This window comes from Sandarakinorhabdus sp., from assembly GCF_031422795.1.
Classification (GTDB): Bacteria; Pseudomonadota; Alphaproteobacteria; order Sphingomonadales; family Sphingomonadaceae; genus Sandarakinorhabdus.
In genome coordinates, this window is the sequence record NZ_JANPML010000147.1 from 1 (window position 1) to 13,116 (window position 13,116).

Annotated in this window: 12 protein-coding genes; 10 read left to right on the forward strand and 2 right to left on the reverse strand. The window is 63.6% G+C overall.

All coding sequences use genetic code 11. The features are described from left to right. Window positions 1-227 precede the first annotated feature (227 nt). A complete protein-coding gene (locus RMO81_RS05410; RefSeq protein ID WP_310474741.1) occupies window positions 228-944 on the reverse strand; it encodes a cell wall hydrolase in 717 nt (238 codons plus the stop codon). A 175-nt stretch (window positions 945-1,119) separates the two neighbouring features. On the opposite strand from RMO81_RS05410, the gene RMO81_RS05415 reads away from it, so the two are divergent. From RMO81_RS05415 to RMO81_RS05450, 8 genes are all read left to right on the forward strand, one after another. Beyond that, complete coding sequence (locus RMO81_RS05415; RefSeq protein ID WP_310474742.1) at window positions 1,120-2,544, forward strand: Wzz/FepE/Etk N-terminal domain-containing protein; 1,425 nt, start codon at window positions 1,120-1,122, stop codon at window positions 2,542-2,544. Further along, window positions 2,544-3,476 (forward strand): hypothetical protein, encoded by a 933-nt coding sequence (locus RMO81_RS05420; protein WP_310474743.1) that lies wholly within the window; start codon window positions 2,544-2,546, stop codon window positions 3,474-3,476. The genes RMO81_RS05415 and RMO81_RS05420 overlap by 1 nt, the downstream gene beginning before the upstream one ends. Beyond that, the gene (locus tag RMO81_RS05425; protein WP_310474744.1) at window positions 3,466-5,616 is read left to right on the forward strand and encodes a WecB/TagA/CpsF family glycosyltransferase; all 2,151 of its coding nucleotides are present in this window, start codon (window positions 3,466-3,468) and stop codon (window positions 5,614-5,616) included. Before RMO81_RS05420 ends, RMO81_RS05425 begins: the two co-directional genes overlap by 11 nt. Before the next feature lie 3 nt (window positions 5,617-5,619). After that, on the forward strand, window positions 5,620-6,789 hold the full coding sequence (locus tag RMO81_RS05430; RefSeq protein WP_310474745.1) for a glycosyltransferase family 4 protein: 1,170 nt from the start codon (window positions 5,620-5,622) through the stop codon (window positions 6,787-6,789). Next, the gene (locus tag RMO81_RS05435; RefSeq protein ID WP_310474746.1) at window positions 6,776-7,969 is read left to right on the forward strand and encodes a hypothetical protein; all 1,194 of its coding nucleotides are present in this window, start codon (window positions 6,776-6,778) and stop codon (window positions 7,967-7,969) included. Before RMO81_RS05430 ends, RMO81_RS05435 begins: the two co-directional genes overlap by 14 nt. A 168-nt stretch (window positions 7,970-8,137) precedes the next feature. After that, entirely contained in the window at window positions 8,138-9,148 is a 1,011-nt protein-coding gene (locus RMO81_RS05440; RefSeq protein WP_310474748.1) for a glycoside hydrolase family 5 protein, read from the forward strand. Between the two features lie 94 nt (window positions 9,149-9,242). After that, window positions 9,243-9,485, forward strand: coding sequence for a hypothetical protein (locus RMO81_RS05445; protein ID WP_310474749.1), 243 nt, complete (start codon window positions 9,243-9,245; stop codon window positions 9,483-9,485). Beyond that, entirely contained in the window at window positions 9,473-9,925 is a 453-nt protein-coding gene (locus tag RMO81_RS05450; RefSeq protein ID WP_310474751.1) for a transglutaminase-like cysteine peptidase, read from the forward strand. Before RMO81_RS05445 ends, RMO81_RS05450 begins: the two co-directional genes overlap by 13 nt. 202 nt (window positions 9,926-10,127) lie before the next feature. On the opposite strand, the gene RMO81_RS05455 is transcribed toward RMO81_RS05450, so the two are convergent. Then, window positions 10,128-11,459 carry a nucleotide sugar dehydrogenase gene (locus RMO81_RS05455; RefSeq protein ID WP_310474752.1) on the reverse strand — a complete coding sequence of 444 codons (1,332 nt, stop codon included), beginning with the start codon at window positions 11,457-11,459 and terminating at the stop codon, window positions 10,128-10,130. Between the two features lie 182 nt (window positions 11,460-11,641). On the opposite strand from RMO81_RS05455, the gene RMO81_RS05460 reads away from it, so the two are divergent. Further along, entirely contained in the window at window positions 11,642-11,911 is a 270-nt protein-coding gene (locus RMO81_RS05460) for a hypothetical protein (protein ID WP_310474754.1), read from the forward strand. Window positions 11,912-11,976: 65 nt separating this feature from the next. Further along, window positions 11,977-12,954: an FkbM family methyltransferase gene (locus RMO81_RS05465; RefSeq protein WP_310474756.1), complete on the forward strand. Its 978-nt coding sequence runs from the start codon at window positions 11,977-11,979 to the stop codon at window positions 12,952-12,954. The last annotated feature ends 162 nt before the right edge of the window (window positions 12,955-13,116 follow it).

A 13,116-nucleotide genomic window follows, 5' to 3' on the forward strand; every position in this document is an offset into this window, starting at 1 on the left:
GCATTGCCGGTCAGATTGTCGACTCCGCCCTTGCCGATGATCGTCCAATCTTCAGCCGTCGGAGCAACAAAAATGTCATTCCCAGTAGTTCCGGTAAAAGTAACCATGACTATATCCTCTGCAACAGTTGATGACAGCCAAATGGGCGTGTGCACAGTTACGTTAACCGCAACGCATGACGAGGATGTTTCTGATTTATTACATCGACCAAAAAAATTCGCCGCTGTTCAATATTCCTGACTGGAGGCCGGAGCAGCAACCAGGCCCCAGACACTGAACACCGCGGGCAGCGCCGGTGCGGCCCGCGGGCCGGCGCCCTGCGTCCCTGAGCGTCCGCCGGCAAGGGCGATTCCACCATTGATCCCGCTGGCCTTGCCGGGGAGGTGATAGAAAATGTGCGCACCGATCTGGCCGACCCTGACCAGGGCGGGGGCCCAGCGCGGCGCCACATAATCCGCATGATAATGGGTCGCATCGCCTATCGTTGGTAGCAGCCGGCCATCCAGCGCATCACCGGCGATGCGAACTGAATCGGCCCACATCTGCCGCGACAGCACGCGCCGCAAGGAACCATCACAGGTGAAGGTAAACTGGCAGCCGGTGCGGCGGTTCGAGCCCTGGTAGACAACCCCACAGATCGTTTTTGGAAAGGCGCGATGGCGAACGCGGTTCAGGATGACCTGCGCCACAGCCTCCCGGCCCGCCACCGGCTCGTTGCCAGCTTCGTACGCAATTGCCCGAGCAATGCAGCCGATCGCGGCGGTTCGACCGGCCGGAAGCGATTCGGCGAGCGATGGCAGCCCAGATGTCGCGGCGGCCCGCAGATTGTCCGACGCGGCAGATGCGAATGCTGATGCGCCAGCGCGCGCGGGCACTGCAGATCCGATCGTAAAAACGCCGGCTAACGCAAGGACCGTGGTTAACAATCTGGCGCGCACTGCCATTCCTGCGTCCCAAAGAAACGAGCGTCAAAGCCGAAGAACACGCCATACATCGCCAGAAATTGTTGCAATTATGTTTCAATATTCACCATTGTCACGAAATTTTCATGTTGTTGGTCTTTAGTGTTGTTGCAGCGCGGCATTCGAATGCGGTCGGCAAAACCGTCCTCGCAGGCGAATGAAATCGCGGATTGTTGGTCGTCAGCCGGGTACGGCGCGTCGTGTTTTTCTAGGTGTGCAGAATCAGACCATGAGCGGCTTTTCGAGCCTTTCCCAGATGATTCTTGCCCTGCGCGGGCGGTGGAAACTGGCGGCCCTGGTGGCGGCCTGTGTCGCCGTCGCAATCTGCATCATCGCCGCATTTTTGCCGCCGCAATTCACCGCAACCGCGTGGATCGTTTTCAACAATCGTGGTTCCGACGCGATCATCGACAAGAATGACAGCCTGGCGTTTGCTGCCTATGTCAATGCCGAGGTCGACTTGATCGGCAGTCGCCGCGTCATGCAGCGTGCAGTGGCCAGCCCCGGCTTCATCAATGATCCCCGCACCTTGCTGCAACGCGACAAATATCAAAAGGGCAAGGCGCCGCTTCAGGACTGGCTGGTCAATCAGATCGGGCGCAACCTGAATGTCGTCTCTGCCAAGGGCACACGAACGGTTTCGATCGGCGTCGGTTCCGACGATCCGGTCTGGGCGGCGCAAGTCGCCAATCTGGTGGCGCAGGCCTATCTCGATACCGCCGTCGAACTGAAGGTTACGGCCGCGCGGCGGAACGTGGCGTTCTTCAAGGCCCAGGTTGCAACGCGCGCTGACGATCTGGCACGTGTGCAGGCGAACTTGAATGCGTTCCTCAAGACCACCGGGATGACCGGCCTTGAAGGGGAAACCGACACCAACGCGATCGAGTTGCGCGCGCTGTCGGAGCGCCTCACCGCATCGCAGGCGCGAAAGGCCGGAACCCAGGCCGAAAGCAGCCTTGGCGGGATTGACGCTGCAATCTCTGCCGGCACGGTCAGCAATGTCGTTGTCCAGCAGCTGGGCGCGGCAGTCGCCACCCAGTCTGCGGTGCTGCGTGACCTGAACGTGCACAGCGGGCCCAACCATCCAGCCGTCATCCAAGGCAAGGCGCGTCTCGCCGAATTGCAGGCCCAACTTGTCGCCGAGCTCGGCAAGGTGGCGCGCGGTATCGAGCGGCAGAACCAGTCTGTCGGCCGCGAAACGGCCCAGATCGAGGAACTGGGAGTCGGCAAGCGCCAGCTCTTGACGGCGACGGCTGCCGACCGTGCCCGGCTGCAGGTGCTGACCGGAGAGGTCAATCGCGCCAAGGCCAATTATGATGCCGTCGCCGCCCGCTTGGCCGATGTCGAGCTGCAAAGCGACCTGGAGGCTCCGAGCGCTGCGATCCTTTCAGCGGCGACACCACCCCGCGGCGCCTCGTTCCCGAATTGGCTGCTCGTGCTGGCGCTGGCGCTGGTCACCGGTGCCGTGTCCGGCGTGCTGGCCGCGCTGATCAGAGAGATGCTGGCGCCCCGCGTACGTTCATGGTCGGACCTGGAAGCACTGCTCGGCGGCGCTCCGGTCCTTTGCGATCTGACCGCCTGATGCGTATTTTCAGCGCCAGCAAAGCCGAAGTCGAAGCCGTCGATTTCACCATGGCCCGCCCCAATGAACCGCCGACGGCGGCAAACAGCGGTGTCGACAATGATCGTATCGGCGCAATCCTGGTGGCGCGCGGCATCGTCAAGCCCGAACAGGCCGAACAGATCGCCAGGGCACAGCGCGGCACACGGCAACGGTTCGGTGAAGCCGCCGTGGCACTGGGCTTTGCCTCGCAGGAGGCTGTTGATGCGGCCTTGGCCAGCCAGTTCAACTTCTCGATTGCAGCGCCAGGCGCCTCTCGCCTGCACCCTTCGTTGATCACGGCGCGCGGCCAGCGTGACCGCGCGTCCGAAATGATCCGCAGCCTGCGCACCAATATTTCGCACGTGCTTGCGGACTGGCCGGGGGCAACCATGCCAGCCGTCACCATCGCCAGTTTGACGGGCTCGGTTGGCCGGCGTCTGATCGCCAGCAATCTTGCCATCGCCTCGGCGCAGGCGGGGGTGCGAACGCTTCTGGTCGACGCCGATCTGCGCAAGCCGGCGCTGCACCAGCTGTTCGACGTGCACGATGGTGCCGGCCTGTCGACCTTCCTCGCCGGCCGCCAACCCACCCCACCCATCCAGTCGATCGCTGCCATCCCGGGGTTGTCATTCCTGCCTGCCGGGCCGCCGCCGCCCAACCCGGCGGAACTTCTGGCCAAGCTGGAGGTGCTGCTGCCGGTGCTGCGCGCGCATTCGCGCGCCGAACTGATCCTGTTGAATGCACCGCCGCTGGATGCCGCCGAAGATCTGTATGTGATCGCTGCCAGTGCGCCCGCCGTACTGGTGATTACGCGCCGGCATTTCACGCGCGCAAGGGCGCTGACCGCCGCCGCATCGCGGCTGCAGCTGGCCGGCGCCACCATCATCGGATCCGTTCTCAATGTGGCCTGACCTGCAGCTTCGTCTGGCCTTTGGCGACGCCGGCACGCTGGCGTTTGGCTATCCTGAATGGCGCCCGCCTGAATGGCGACAGAATTGGCAGTCGCTGGTGTCGCAGGTTGTCGTGACTCCCGACGGCCAGGCCAAGGAGGCCCTGCTCGACAATTTTGCCTATGGCATCGGGGTGCGCACACTGGGCTTCGTCAACGCCCATGCGATGAACAGCGCAGTCACCGACCCCAACTTTGCCGCCGACCTTCTCGGGCTCGATCACCTCGTTCGCGATGGCGTCGGCGTTCATGCGCTGTACCGCATCATCGGCAAGCGATCGGGGCTGAACCTCAATGGCACCGATCTGGTTCCGGAACTGATGGCGCGTTTTGCCGGCCAGCGCGTGGCGCTGTTCGGCACGCAGTTGCCGATTGTCGATTCAGTCGCCGACATCCTGCGCCGGGACCATGGCTGCGAGGTCCTCACCGAAGATGGTTTCAAATCCGATGGTTACTATCTCGATCGCGTGGCAAAAACCCGCCCGGCGCTGGTCGTGCTCGGCATGGGCATGCCCAAGCAGGAACGCGTCGCCAGCCTGATGAAACGCGGGTTGCACGGCAATGTTGCGATTGTCTGTGGTGGGGCAATTCTGGATTTTCTGTCGGGAGCCAAGCCGCGGGCTCCTTACTGGATGCGGAAAAGCGGTTTGGAATGGGCCTTCAGATTGGGACTTGAACCGAAACGACTGTTTGGCCGCTATGTGGTCGGCAACCCGCTGTTCCTGTTGCGGACGGCAATCCTTGCGCTGCGGCCGCGTTCGCCGGAACGCCGGCCGCGCGAGCTGCCGGAACGGCCAAGCACCCAGGAAGCGTTCGGTATCGGCGGCCCAGTTCAGGCGCGGACGTCAACGTTCGCGTTCCCCGATCTGTCGCAGCGCCCGCTGGTCGACGTGGCACCAGCGGCCGATGAACCGGCGGCCAATGAACTGACGGCCAATGAACTGAAGACTGCCCCGGCACCACAGCTGCCAGCAAAACCAGCCGCGCGCGCGGTATCGGTGTTTTCGGCCAACCGGCCAGTCGTTGCGCGCCATGATCTTTTTGGCCGCCAGAAGGACCTGGATCGGCTGCTGGCCTGGGTTCTCGATCAGAGCGGCAACGCGCTGATCTATGGCCCGCGCGGCTATGGCAAGACCTCGCTGGTGCGCGTGTTCGGCGAGATCGCCGATTCGCGCGACCATGTCGTCCTGTATGCGTCCTGCTCACGCGATATCGGGTTTGAAGCGCTGATGCAGACCTATCTGCGCGAGATTCCGGCCAATCATCTCGCCGCCGGCTCGCCGTCCTCGCCAATGTCGGTGCAGGCGATCGCCGGGCATCTGGCCAGCGTGAGCGACGCTTCGATCGTGTTGATCATCGACGAATTCGATCGGATCGAGCGCGACGATACCCGCCAGAGCATCATCGAACTGGTCAAGGACGTTTCGGATCTGACAGCGTCGGTGCGGTTTGTCATCGTCGGCGTCGCCACCGACGCCAGCGCAATCCTTGGCTATCACCCGTCAATCCATCGCTGCATCACCTGCGTGCCGCTGGCGCGGCTCGACGCCGCCGCAGTCCGCGAAATGTTCACGCGCAAGGCGCTGACCGATGGCCTTTCGATCGGCGAAACCGAAATCGCCACCGTGGTCAGGCTGGCGGCTGGTTCGGCCTATCATGCCCAGCTGATCGGCCAGAAGCTGGTGTCCCAGGCGCGACTCACCGGCCGCGTCGCCGTCGATGTCGCCGATCTCGACACGGTCATCACCGATATCGTTGCGGATGCCATGCTGATCGACAAGGGCTTCCAGAGGCTGGTTCGGAGCATGGCTGATCCGGGTATGCGCCGCGGCCTCGCCAATCTCGCAAGGATGGCGCTGACAAGTCAGGATGATGTCATCCGCCTTGGCCAGAACACGGTCACCATGATGGCCCGCCACCCCGACATCGGGGCGGCGGTGGCGCCCGACGCTGCCTGGATGTGCTCACTCCTGGTTGATGATGGCGCACTGTGTCCGGTCGATCCGGCGAACCCGGCGGATGGCTGGCGCTTCACCAATGCCTTCATGCCGCAATTGCTGCTGATGGCCGCCCATCGCCTGATCGATGATGGCGTGGAATAAACCATGGCAGTGCGGGCGAACGGCGGCGGGCGCCCGAAGATCACCCATGTGGTGCGGCAATTCTGGCCGCAAAAGGGCGGATTGGAAGAAACGGTCCGCCAGCTTTGCCGCCATTTGCGCGACGGCTGCGATGCCGATGTCGAAGTCCTGACCCTCAACAGCAGCTTTTCAGACGGCGCCGTGCATCCCCGCACGGACAGCATCGACGGCATCCCGGTGCGGCGCATTCCGTGGTTCGGATCAACGCGCTATCCGCTCGCGCCCGATTTTCTGGCCGCCACCGCAAATGCCGACCTGCTGCACGTCCACGCCATCGACTTTTTCTTCGACGGTCTGGCCGCCGCGCGCCCGTTCCGCAGCATTCCCATGGTTGCATCAACGCATGGCGGCTTTTTTCACACGGAATTTGCAGCGCGGCTGAAGTCGATCTATTTCGCCACCGTCACCCGCACATCTTGCCGTGCCTATGATGTGATCGGTGCCTCCAGTGTGTCCGATGCAGAACGATTCGCCGCCATCGCCGGCGACCGTGTGCAGGTCATTGAAAACGGTGTCGATATCGCCAAATGGGCCGATGCCGGATCGCGCAGCTTTGCGCCGGTCATGATCGCCATCGGGCGCTGGTCCTCCAACAAGCAGCTGGCGTCGGTATTCGCACTGCTCGCGGAATTGCGGCGCATCGATCCGGCCTGGCGGGTCATCGTCGCCGGCATGCCGCATGATGTTTCGCGGGCGCAAATCGATGCCTGGGTGCAGGCGGCTGGCGTTGCCGAGGCCGTCGAAATCCACCAGGGGCCTGATACGGACGAGCTGCGCCGGTTGATCGGGCGCGCCAGTTTCCTGGTTTCGCTGTCGTCCTATGAAGGCTTTGGCCTGTCCGTGGTCGAGGGACTGTCCGCCGGGCTCGTGCCGGTGTTGAGCGATATCGCCAACTACCGGATCTTCGTCGAGCGCGCCGGCATCGGCGCAATCGTGCCGGGCGAGAGCGCCGCAGCGGCGCAGGTCGTCGCCGGGCTGGCAGCCACGGTGCGGGGCGAAGCAGACCAACAGCGCGCCAAGGCGATCGCGGCCGCCACCCGCTATGCCTGGCCCGCCGTTGCGGCGCGCTGGAACGACGTTTACACGGCCGCACTGGCGCGGCGTTCTGGAGATCGCCGCCGTGCCGCAGCCTGAACTCGGCATTCGCGCCGATGCGCCCCGTCCTGATACGCAACGGCGCGCCCTGCTGTTTTCACAGCAGACCATCGGCCTGGGCTATCGCATGACCGGCATGGTCTATTGGGCCGACACGCTTGCCAATCTCGGTTGGGATATCGGCATGGTGACCGTCCAGCTCAGCCGGCTGACCGAACTGACCAACCCGTCGCGCTTTGCCATCTTTCCGGCGGATTCGATCAACCGCTGGTGTGATCGCGGCCAAAACCGGCGCGGCTATGTCTGGGTGCCGCCGATCCACCCAATGCGGCTGCCGACGCGCTGGCTCGATCCGGTGACCATGCTGGCGGCGCGCCGCTATAGCGCCAGCCTGCCGCCGGCGATCCTTGCCGAAGCGGCCGCGGCCGATCTCATCGTCATCGAATCGACCGTTGCGGTTGCGCTGTTCGATGTGCTGCGCAAGGCCGCGCCCAATGCCCGCTTTGTCTATTGCGCCAGCGATCGGCTGGTGCCCAACGGCATGTCCCCAGTGCTCGAGGGCATTCTTGAACGCACGGCCCCGCAATATGATCTGGTGCGCGTGCCGGCGCAAAGCATGATCACCGATTTTCCGCCCGGCACCAACGTTCACCATATTCCGCATGGCGTTGATCGCTCGGCTTTTGCGGTGCGCGGTGCGTCGCCTTATCCGCCCGGCAGCATCAACCTCGTCGTGGCCGGTGACGGCGCCTATGATCCAGTTGCCACCAAGCATATTGCCGAGGCGATGCCCGATGCCGTCATCCACCTGTTTGGCCGCATGTCACCCGATTCGCTGGGGTCGCAGCCCAACGCCCGTTTCCATGGCGAACTGCCCTTTGCCATGCTGGTGCCGTATCTGCAGCACGCCGATATCGGGCTGGCACCATATGAGGATCGGCCGAACCGCAATTATTTTGCCGAATCGAGCCTGCGCCAGCTGCAATATCTGCTGTGCCAGTTGCCGATCGTGCTGCCGACCTTTGCCGCGCCGCTGCCGCAACCCTGGCACTATCTCTATGATGCGCGACGCCCCGAAACCGCCGGCACGGCAGCGCGCGCCGCACTGTCCTGCGACCGCGCGGCGATCAGCGACGCAGGCGTGCTCGATTGGCAGGATGTCATCGCGCGTGTCCTCGAACTCGTCGGGCTCGATCAACGTGAACCCGTTGATGCATGATGCAACAGCTGCTGCAGCGGCCTGAGATGCGGTGGCCGGTGGCTGGCGCTCACGGCTGCAGGCGCGGCAGATTACAGAAGGCAGCCAAGTGGCCGTGACTTCCCACCGTGGGTCCGGCGCCCTTGTCAAAACCGGTCTCCTCTTCACCGTTCGGGAAAGGCTGTTCTGATGCGTGTGTTTGCGTTGGCGTTGGCGTTCTTGTTGTTCTGGACCGGGCCGGCGGCAGCGGTTGCGCTGACCGGCATCAACATTGCCGGCGGTGAATTCGGCGGGGTTCTGTCTGTATACGGCAAGGGTTATATCTACCCGAACAAGGCACAGATGCAGGCGTTTCGCGATCGCGGCATGAATGTGTTTCGCGTGCCGCTGCGCTGGGAACGGCTGCAGCCGGTGCTCGGCGCGCCGCTGAACGACACCGAAATGGCGCGCGTCGACGATATCGTCGAAACGGCAACGGGCATGGGCGCGTCGGTCATCATCGATGTCCATAATTATGCCCGTTATGCCCGCCAGCCGCTCGGCAGCCCGGCGGTGCCGCTCAGCGCCGTGCGCGACCTGTGGGAGCGACTTGCACGACGCTATCGCGGCAACGACAAGGTGATTTTCGGGCTGATGAATGAACCGGTGCGGATCAGCGCCACCACCTGGGCGGGGGTGGCGCAGGACGCGGTGATTGGTATCCGGAAAACCGGTGCGCGCAATCTGGTGCTGGTTCCCGGCGCCTATTGGTCCGGAGCGCACAGCTGGAAAAAGCCGGTTGGCCTCAACCTTTCCAATGCCGAAGCGATGGCGCAGTTCCACGATCCAGGGAACAATTTCGCCTTTGATTTCCATCAATATTTCGACGCCAACTCATCAGGCGCGACGGGCAACTGCGTGACCCCGACCGAAGCCGAACGGCGCGTTGGTGTGGCCACCGCCTGGCTTCGAGCCACCGGCAATCGCGGCATGCTGACCGAATTCGGCATCAGCCGATCACCGGAATGCGCGCCGGTGCTGGAAGCGGTGTTGCGCCACATGGCCGCCAATCCGGAGTGGCATGGCTGGACCATCTGGGCATCAAGTGCCTGGTTTGGTGCCTACCACTTCAATCTGAACCCCTTGCAGGGGGCGCTGCCGCCGCAGCTCGAAACGCTGCAACCCTTCCTTGTCGATCCGCCGGTCGCATCGCGGCGCTGATCGCGCTTACCAGGTCGGTAACCAATCGGGCGGGTAAAGCGCAGCGCCGGCAGCCGTGAATGCTGGTATGGCAAGCGTAAGATTTCCCCTCGTCATGCTCGGGCTTCTGATGCCCGCCTGTGTCAGCACCGAGCCCGCGCCCCGCACCGGGACGGCCGGGCTGGCACCGCCACCGCCCGGCTGGTTCGCCTTTTGCGCCAGCCACGGCGGCGCCAGTGCCGAATGCGATCCGATTCCGCCGGCCAGCGCGATGCCCGATTCCCGCCCGGCGCTGGCACCGCCGGCATGGCGCGATTATTGCCATCGCCATCCACGGGATATCGCATGTTCCGGTTGATCATGCTGCTGCTGGCGCTGCTGGCTGCACCGGCCCGTGCGGTCGAGCTCGATCCCACCGGCTGGGCGCAGCTGGTTGCCGCCGCGCAACACGGCTTTGCGCTGGCCGATGTCCGCGACAAGTCACGCTTTCGCCGGGCCGATCATTGGGAAATCGCCGATGCACAAGGCGGCGATTGCGAGGACAAGGCGCTGCTGGCGCGCGCCGCGCTGGTGGCCCAGGGCTGGCCGCAAGCCAGTCTGCGGATCGCGCTGGTCTGGACCGAAGCGCGCGAATATCACGCAGTTCTGACGGTCGACGTGGTGCGGCATGGCGCTGCCGCCACCTATGTGATCGACAACCGCTTTCCCTGGGTGCTGGGCTGGGATGCACTCAGCCAGCACGGCTATCGCTGGGATCGACGTCAGGCAGGTCGGGGCTGGACGCGGATTGGGAACTGAAACCGAATTTCTTTGAAGACAAGTTATAGAAGCAAGAATTGATGCCTCCGGCGGCCAGGGCCTGAGGCCCTGGACCCACTTTCGGTTTACCTGTGCCCGGCACCGAAACTTCGGCATCGTGACCAACCAATACAAACGGGTGCTGGCCTCAGGCCTGCCCGCCGGAGGCCCACTTCCTGTTCTGTTCAGGTGTATAAACCCGTCAGGCCTTCACGACATTGGCCATCGGCAGCCCGCGCCGGGCGCAGGCGTTGCGCGTATCGATCACCAGCGGCACGCCATCGACCAGCGCGGCATAATCGAAGCCGTCATGATCGGTAACAATCACCGCGACATCATAATCGGCCAGCGCCGTGCCGCTGGCTTCCACCGCCTGCTGCCCGGCCAGCCGCGCATGTTCGCGCGACGGGCCGATTTCGGGCACGTGCGGATCGGCATAATCGACCAGCGCGCCGCGCGCCGTGAACAGTTCGATCAGCTTCAGCGCTGGCGATTCGCGGATGTCGTTGACATTCTTCTTGTAGGCAACGCCCATCAACAGCAGCCGGGCGCCGCGCAGGCCCTTGCCGAAACGCAGATCGAGTGCCTGCGCGGTGCGTTCGACAACATAGCGCGGCATCGCCGTGTTGACCTCGCCGGCAAGTTCGATGAACCGCGTCGCGATTTCAAACTCGCGCGCCTTCCAGGTCAGGTAAAATGGATCGATCGGGATGCAGTGTCCGCCCAGGCCAGGCCCGGGGTAAAACGGCATGAACCCGAACGGCTTGGTCTTGGCGGCGTCGATCACCTCCCAGACATCGATGCCCATCGCTTCGTAAACCTGCTTCAGCTCGTTCACCATGGCGATGTTGACGGCGCGGAAGATATTCTCGGTCAGCTTCGTCGCTTCGGCAGTTCGGGTTGATGAGACGGGCACGACGATGCTGGTCACCGCCGAATAGAAGGCCAGCGCCAGTGCGCGCGCGACATCATCATCAGCACCGACAACCTTGGGGGTGTTTTCGGCGCCAAAACTGGCGGTGCCGGGGACTTCGCGCTCGGGCGAGAAGGCAAGGACATAATCCCTGCCCGATACCAGTCCGGTCGCATCGAGGATCGGGCGGACGACTTCATCGGTGGTGCCGGGCCAGGTCGTCGATTCAAGGCAGACCAGCTGCCCCGGCCGCAAGTTGGCGGCAATCACCCGTGCCGTCGCTTCGATATACGACAGATCCGGCTCGCGGTGCGTCGTCAGCGGTGTGGGCACGCAGATCACAATCACGTCCACAGTGGCCAGCTGCGAAAAATCGGTTGTCGCGACCAGCTTGCCAGCGCCGACATGGCGGGCAACGGCGTCCTGCGAGACCGTGGTCAGATAGGAACGCCCGGCCATGATCGCTTCGGACTTGGCCGGATCAATATCGAGTCCGACGACGGTGAGCCCGCCTTCGGCAGCGGCCAGACACAGGGGCAGGCCGACATAACCCAGGCCGATGACGCCAAGGCTCATGTCGCGGTTCTGGAACCGCTTGATCAGGTGCTGCGTGTCGATCAACGGACAAATTCCGATTCTGAAGAACGGCAATCGCGTTCGAACCGCGACCCCGCGAACCGTTTAGTAAGCGCACATGTAAGATTTGCGACGATACGGTGATTTTCAGCCGCAGCGCCCAAGCCATCGCCAAAACTTCACATTCCTGACCCGAAGCCATCACGCTGCGACGGCATCACCGGCGCATGTTCAAGTCGATTCACCGCCTTTTCGTGAACCATGCGCTCGTCGCTTTCGTGCTGATCGCTTCGGGGTCGGCCACCCCTGCTGCGGCGGTCGTCGCCTTCGCACCGTCAGTCGTGAAACGGGCTGCGGTGGCACCCCCGCCAACCAGCACCGATATGACCGTTCAACAGCAGATCGAATTGGCCATTGTTGCCGCGCTGGTGCTGGGTCTTGGAATAGTGACACCCCGGGCACGATCAAACGGGCAGTTGCGTTCGGTTGCGGCCTGAACCCGATGGCGGCCTGCATGGCAGGCGTCGGAATAGTGTCGCAAAGCCGTGCTAGGCGGTCTTGAATGGTTACCACCCCCTCCTCCGGTACGCTCTCCAGCTTTCAGGCGCGCCACCGTCGCCTGGCCAACACGCTGCGCGGTGCAGCGCGATCACTGGGCACCGCAACAGTGTTTGGCCCGGCCGCCAGCTTGATCTGGGGCGTGAAAAATCGCCATGCCCGCGACATCGCCTTTTCGGCGCTGCGGGCGAGCGAAGCCCAGCATTTCGTTGTCGATGGCAAGACCGAATCGCTGATCGTCAATTGCCGGGACGACATCATCTCGCGCGAAGTTTTCCGCACTGGCGCCTTCGATTTTCACAAATTCACCGCCGCGCTGGCCATCCTGCGGCAGCATAATCTGGTGGGCGAGCGGATCGAGCGCCTGTACGATATCGGCGCCAACATCGGGACGATCTGCGTTCCGGCCGTTGCCCGCGGCTTGGCCGAAACCGCGGTGGCCATCGAACCGCATCCGTTCAACTGCCGCCTGCTGCGCGCCAATATTGCCCTGAACGGCCTGCACGCCCGAATCGCTGTCGCCGAAGCCGCGGCGGCCGCGCACGATGGCGGCAACGCCATGCTCGAAGTCAATGAACGCAACTGGGGCGACCACCGCGTTGCACCAGAAAGCAGCAGCGGATCGGACGAACAAGGCGAAAGCCGCCGCCCGCGCATCGCCGTGCCGATGCGCAGCGTTGATGGCATTGCCGCCGAACACGGCGCGCCAACGCTGCTGTGGATGGATACGCAAGGCTTCGAAGGCTTTGTGCTGCAAGGCGCGGCCAAGGTGCTGGCAGCACGCCCGCCGCTGGTCACGGAATATTGGCCATATTCGCTCCGCCGCGTGGGTGGCTATGATGCCTTCCACGCAGCGGTGGGTGCCTATCGACGCTTCGTCGATCTCGATGCTCCAGGGCCAGTGCACGACACCGCGACATTCGAGGCGCGCTATGCCGGGCTGGCGACGACGCAAGGGGCGGATTTGCTGTTCTTCGATTGATCCATCGTCGCACGGATGTTGCGATTTTTGATTGGGACGGATTCAAGAACAAGGAGGTAGGGCCTCCGGCGGGCAGGCCTGAGGCCTGCACCCATTTGTTATTTGCTCTCTATGCCCAATTTTCGTCGCGTTGGCGCGCGCCAACGAAAGCGGGTCCAGGGG

Coding starts and splice junctions, on each gene's coding strand:
- RMO81_RS05450 (WP_310474751.1), top strand. CDS start 9,473: ATGTTCCGGTTGATCATGCTGCTGCTGGCGCTGCTGGCTGCACCGGCC.
- RMO81_RS05415 (WP_310474742.1), top strand. CDS start 1,120: ATGAAATCGCGGATTGTTGGTCGTCAGCCGGGTACGGCGCGTCGTGTT.
- RMO81_RS05410 (WP_310474741.1), bottom strand. CDS start 944: ATGGCAGTGCGCGCCAGATTGTTAACCACGGTCCTTGCGTTAGCCGGC.
- RMO81_RS05445 (WP_310474749.1), top strand. CDS start 9,243: ATGCTCGGGCTTCTGATGCCCGCCTGTGTCAGCACCGAGCCCGCGCCC.
- RMO81_RS05420 (WP_310474743.1), top strand. CDS start 2,544: ATGCGTATTTTCAGCGCCAGCAAAGCCGAAGTCGAAGCCGTCGATTTC.
- RMO81_RS05460 (WP_310474754.1), top strand. CDS start 11,642: ATGTTCAAGTCGATTCACCGCCTTTTCGTGAACCATGCGCTCGTCGCT.
- RMO81_RS05425 (WP_310474744.1), top strand. CDS start 3,466: ATGTGGCCTGACCTGCAGCTTCGTCTGGCCTTTGGCGACGCCGGCACG.
- RMO81_RS05430 (WP_310474745.1), top strand. CDS start 5,620: ATGGCAGTGCGGGCGAACGGCGGCGGGCGCCCGAAGATCACCCATGTG.
- RMO81_RS05440 (WP_310474748.1), top strand. CDS start 8,138: ATGCGTGTGTTTGCGTTGGCGTTGGCGTTCTTGTTGTTCTGGACCGGG.
- RMO81_RS05465 (WP_310474756.1), top strand. CDS start 11,977: ATGGTTACCACCCCCTCCTCCGGTACGCTCTCCAGCTTTCAGGCGCGC.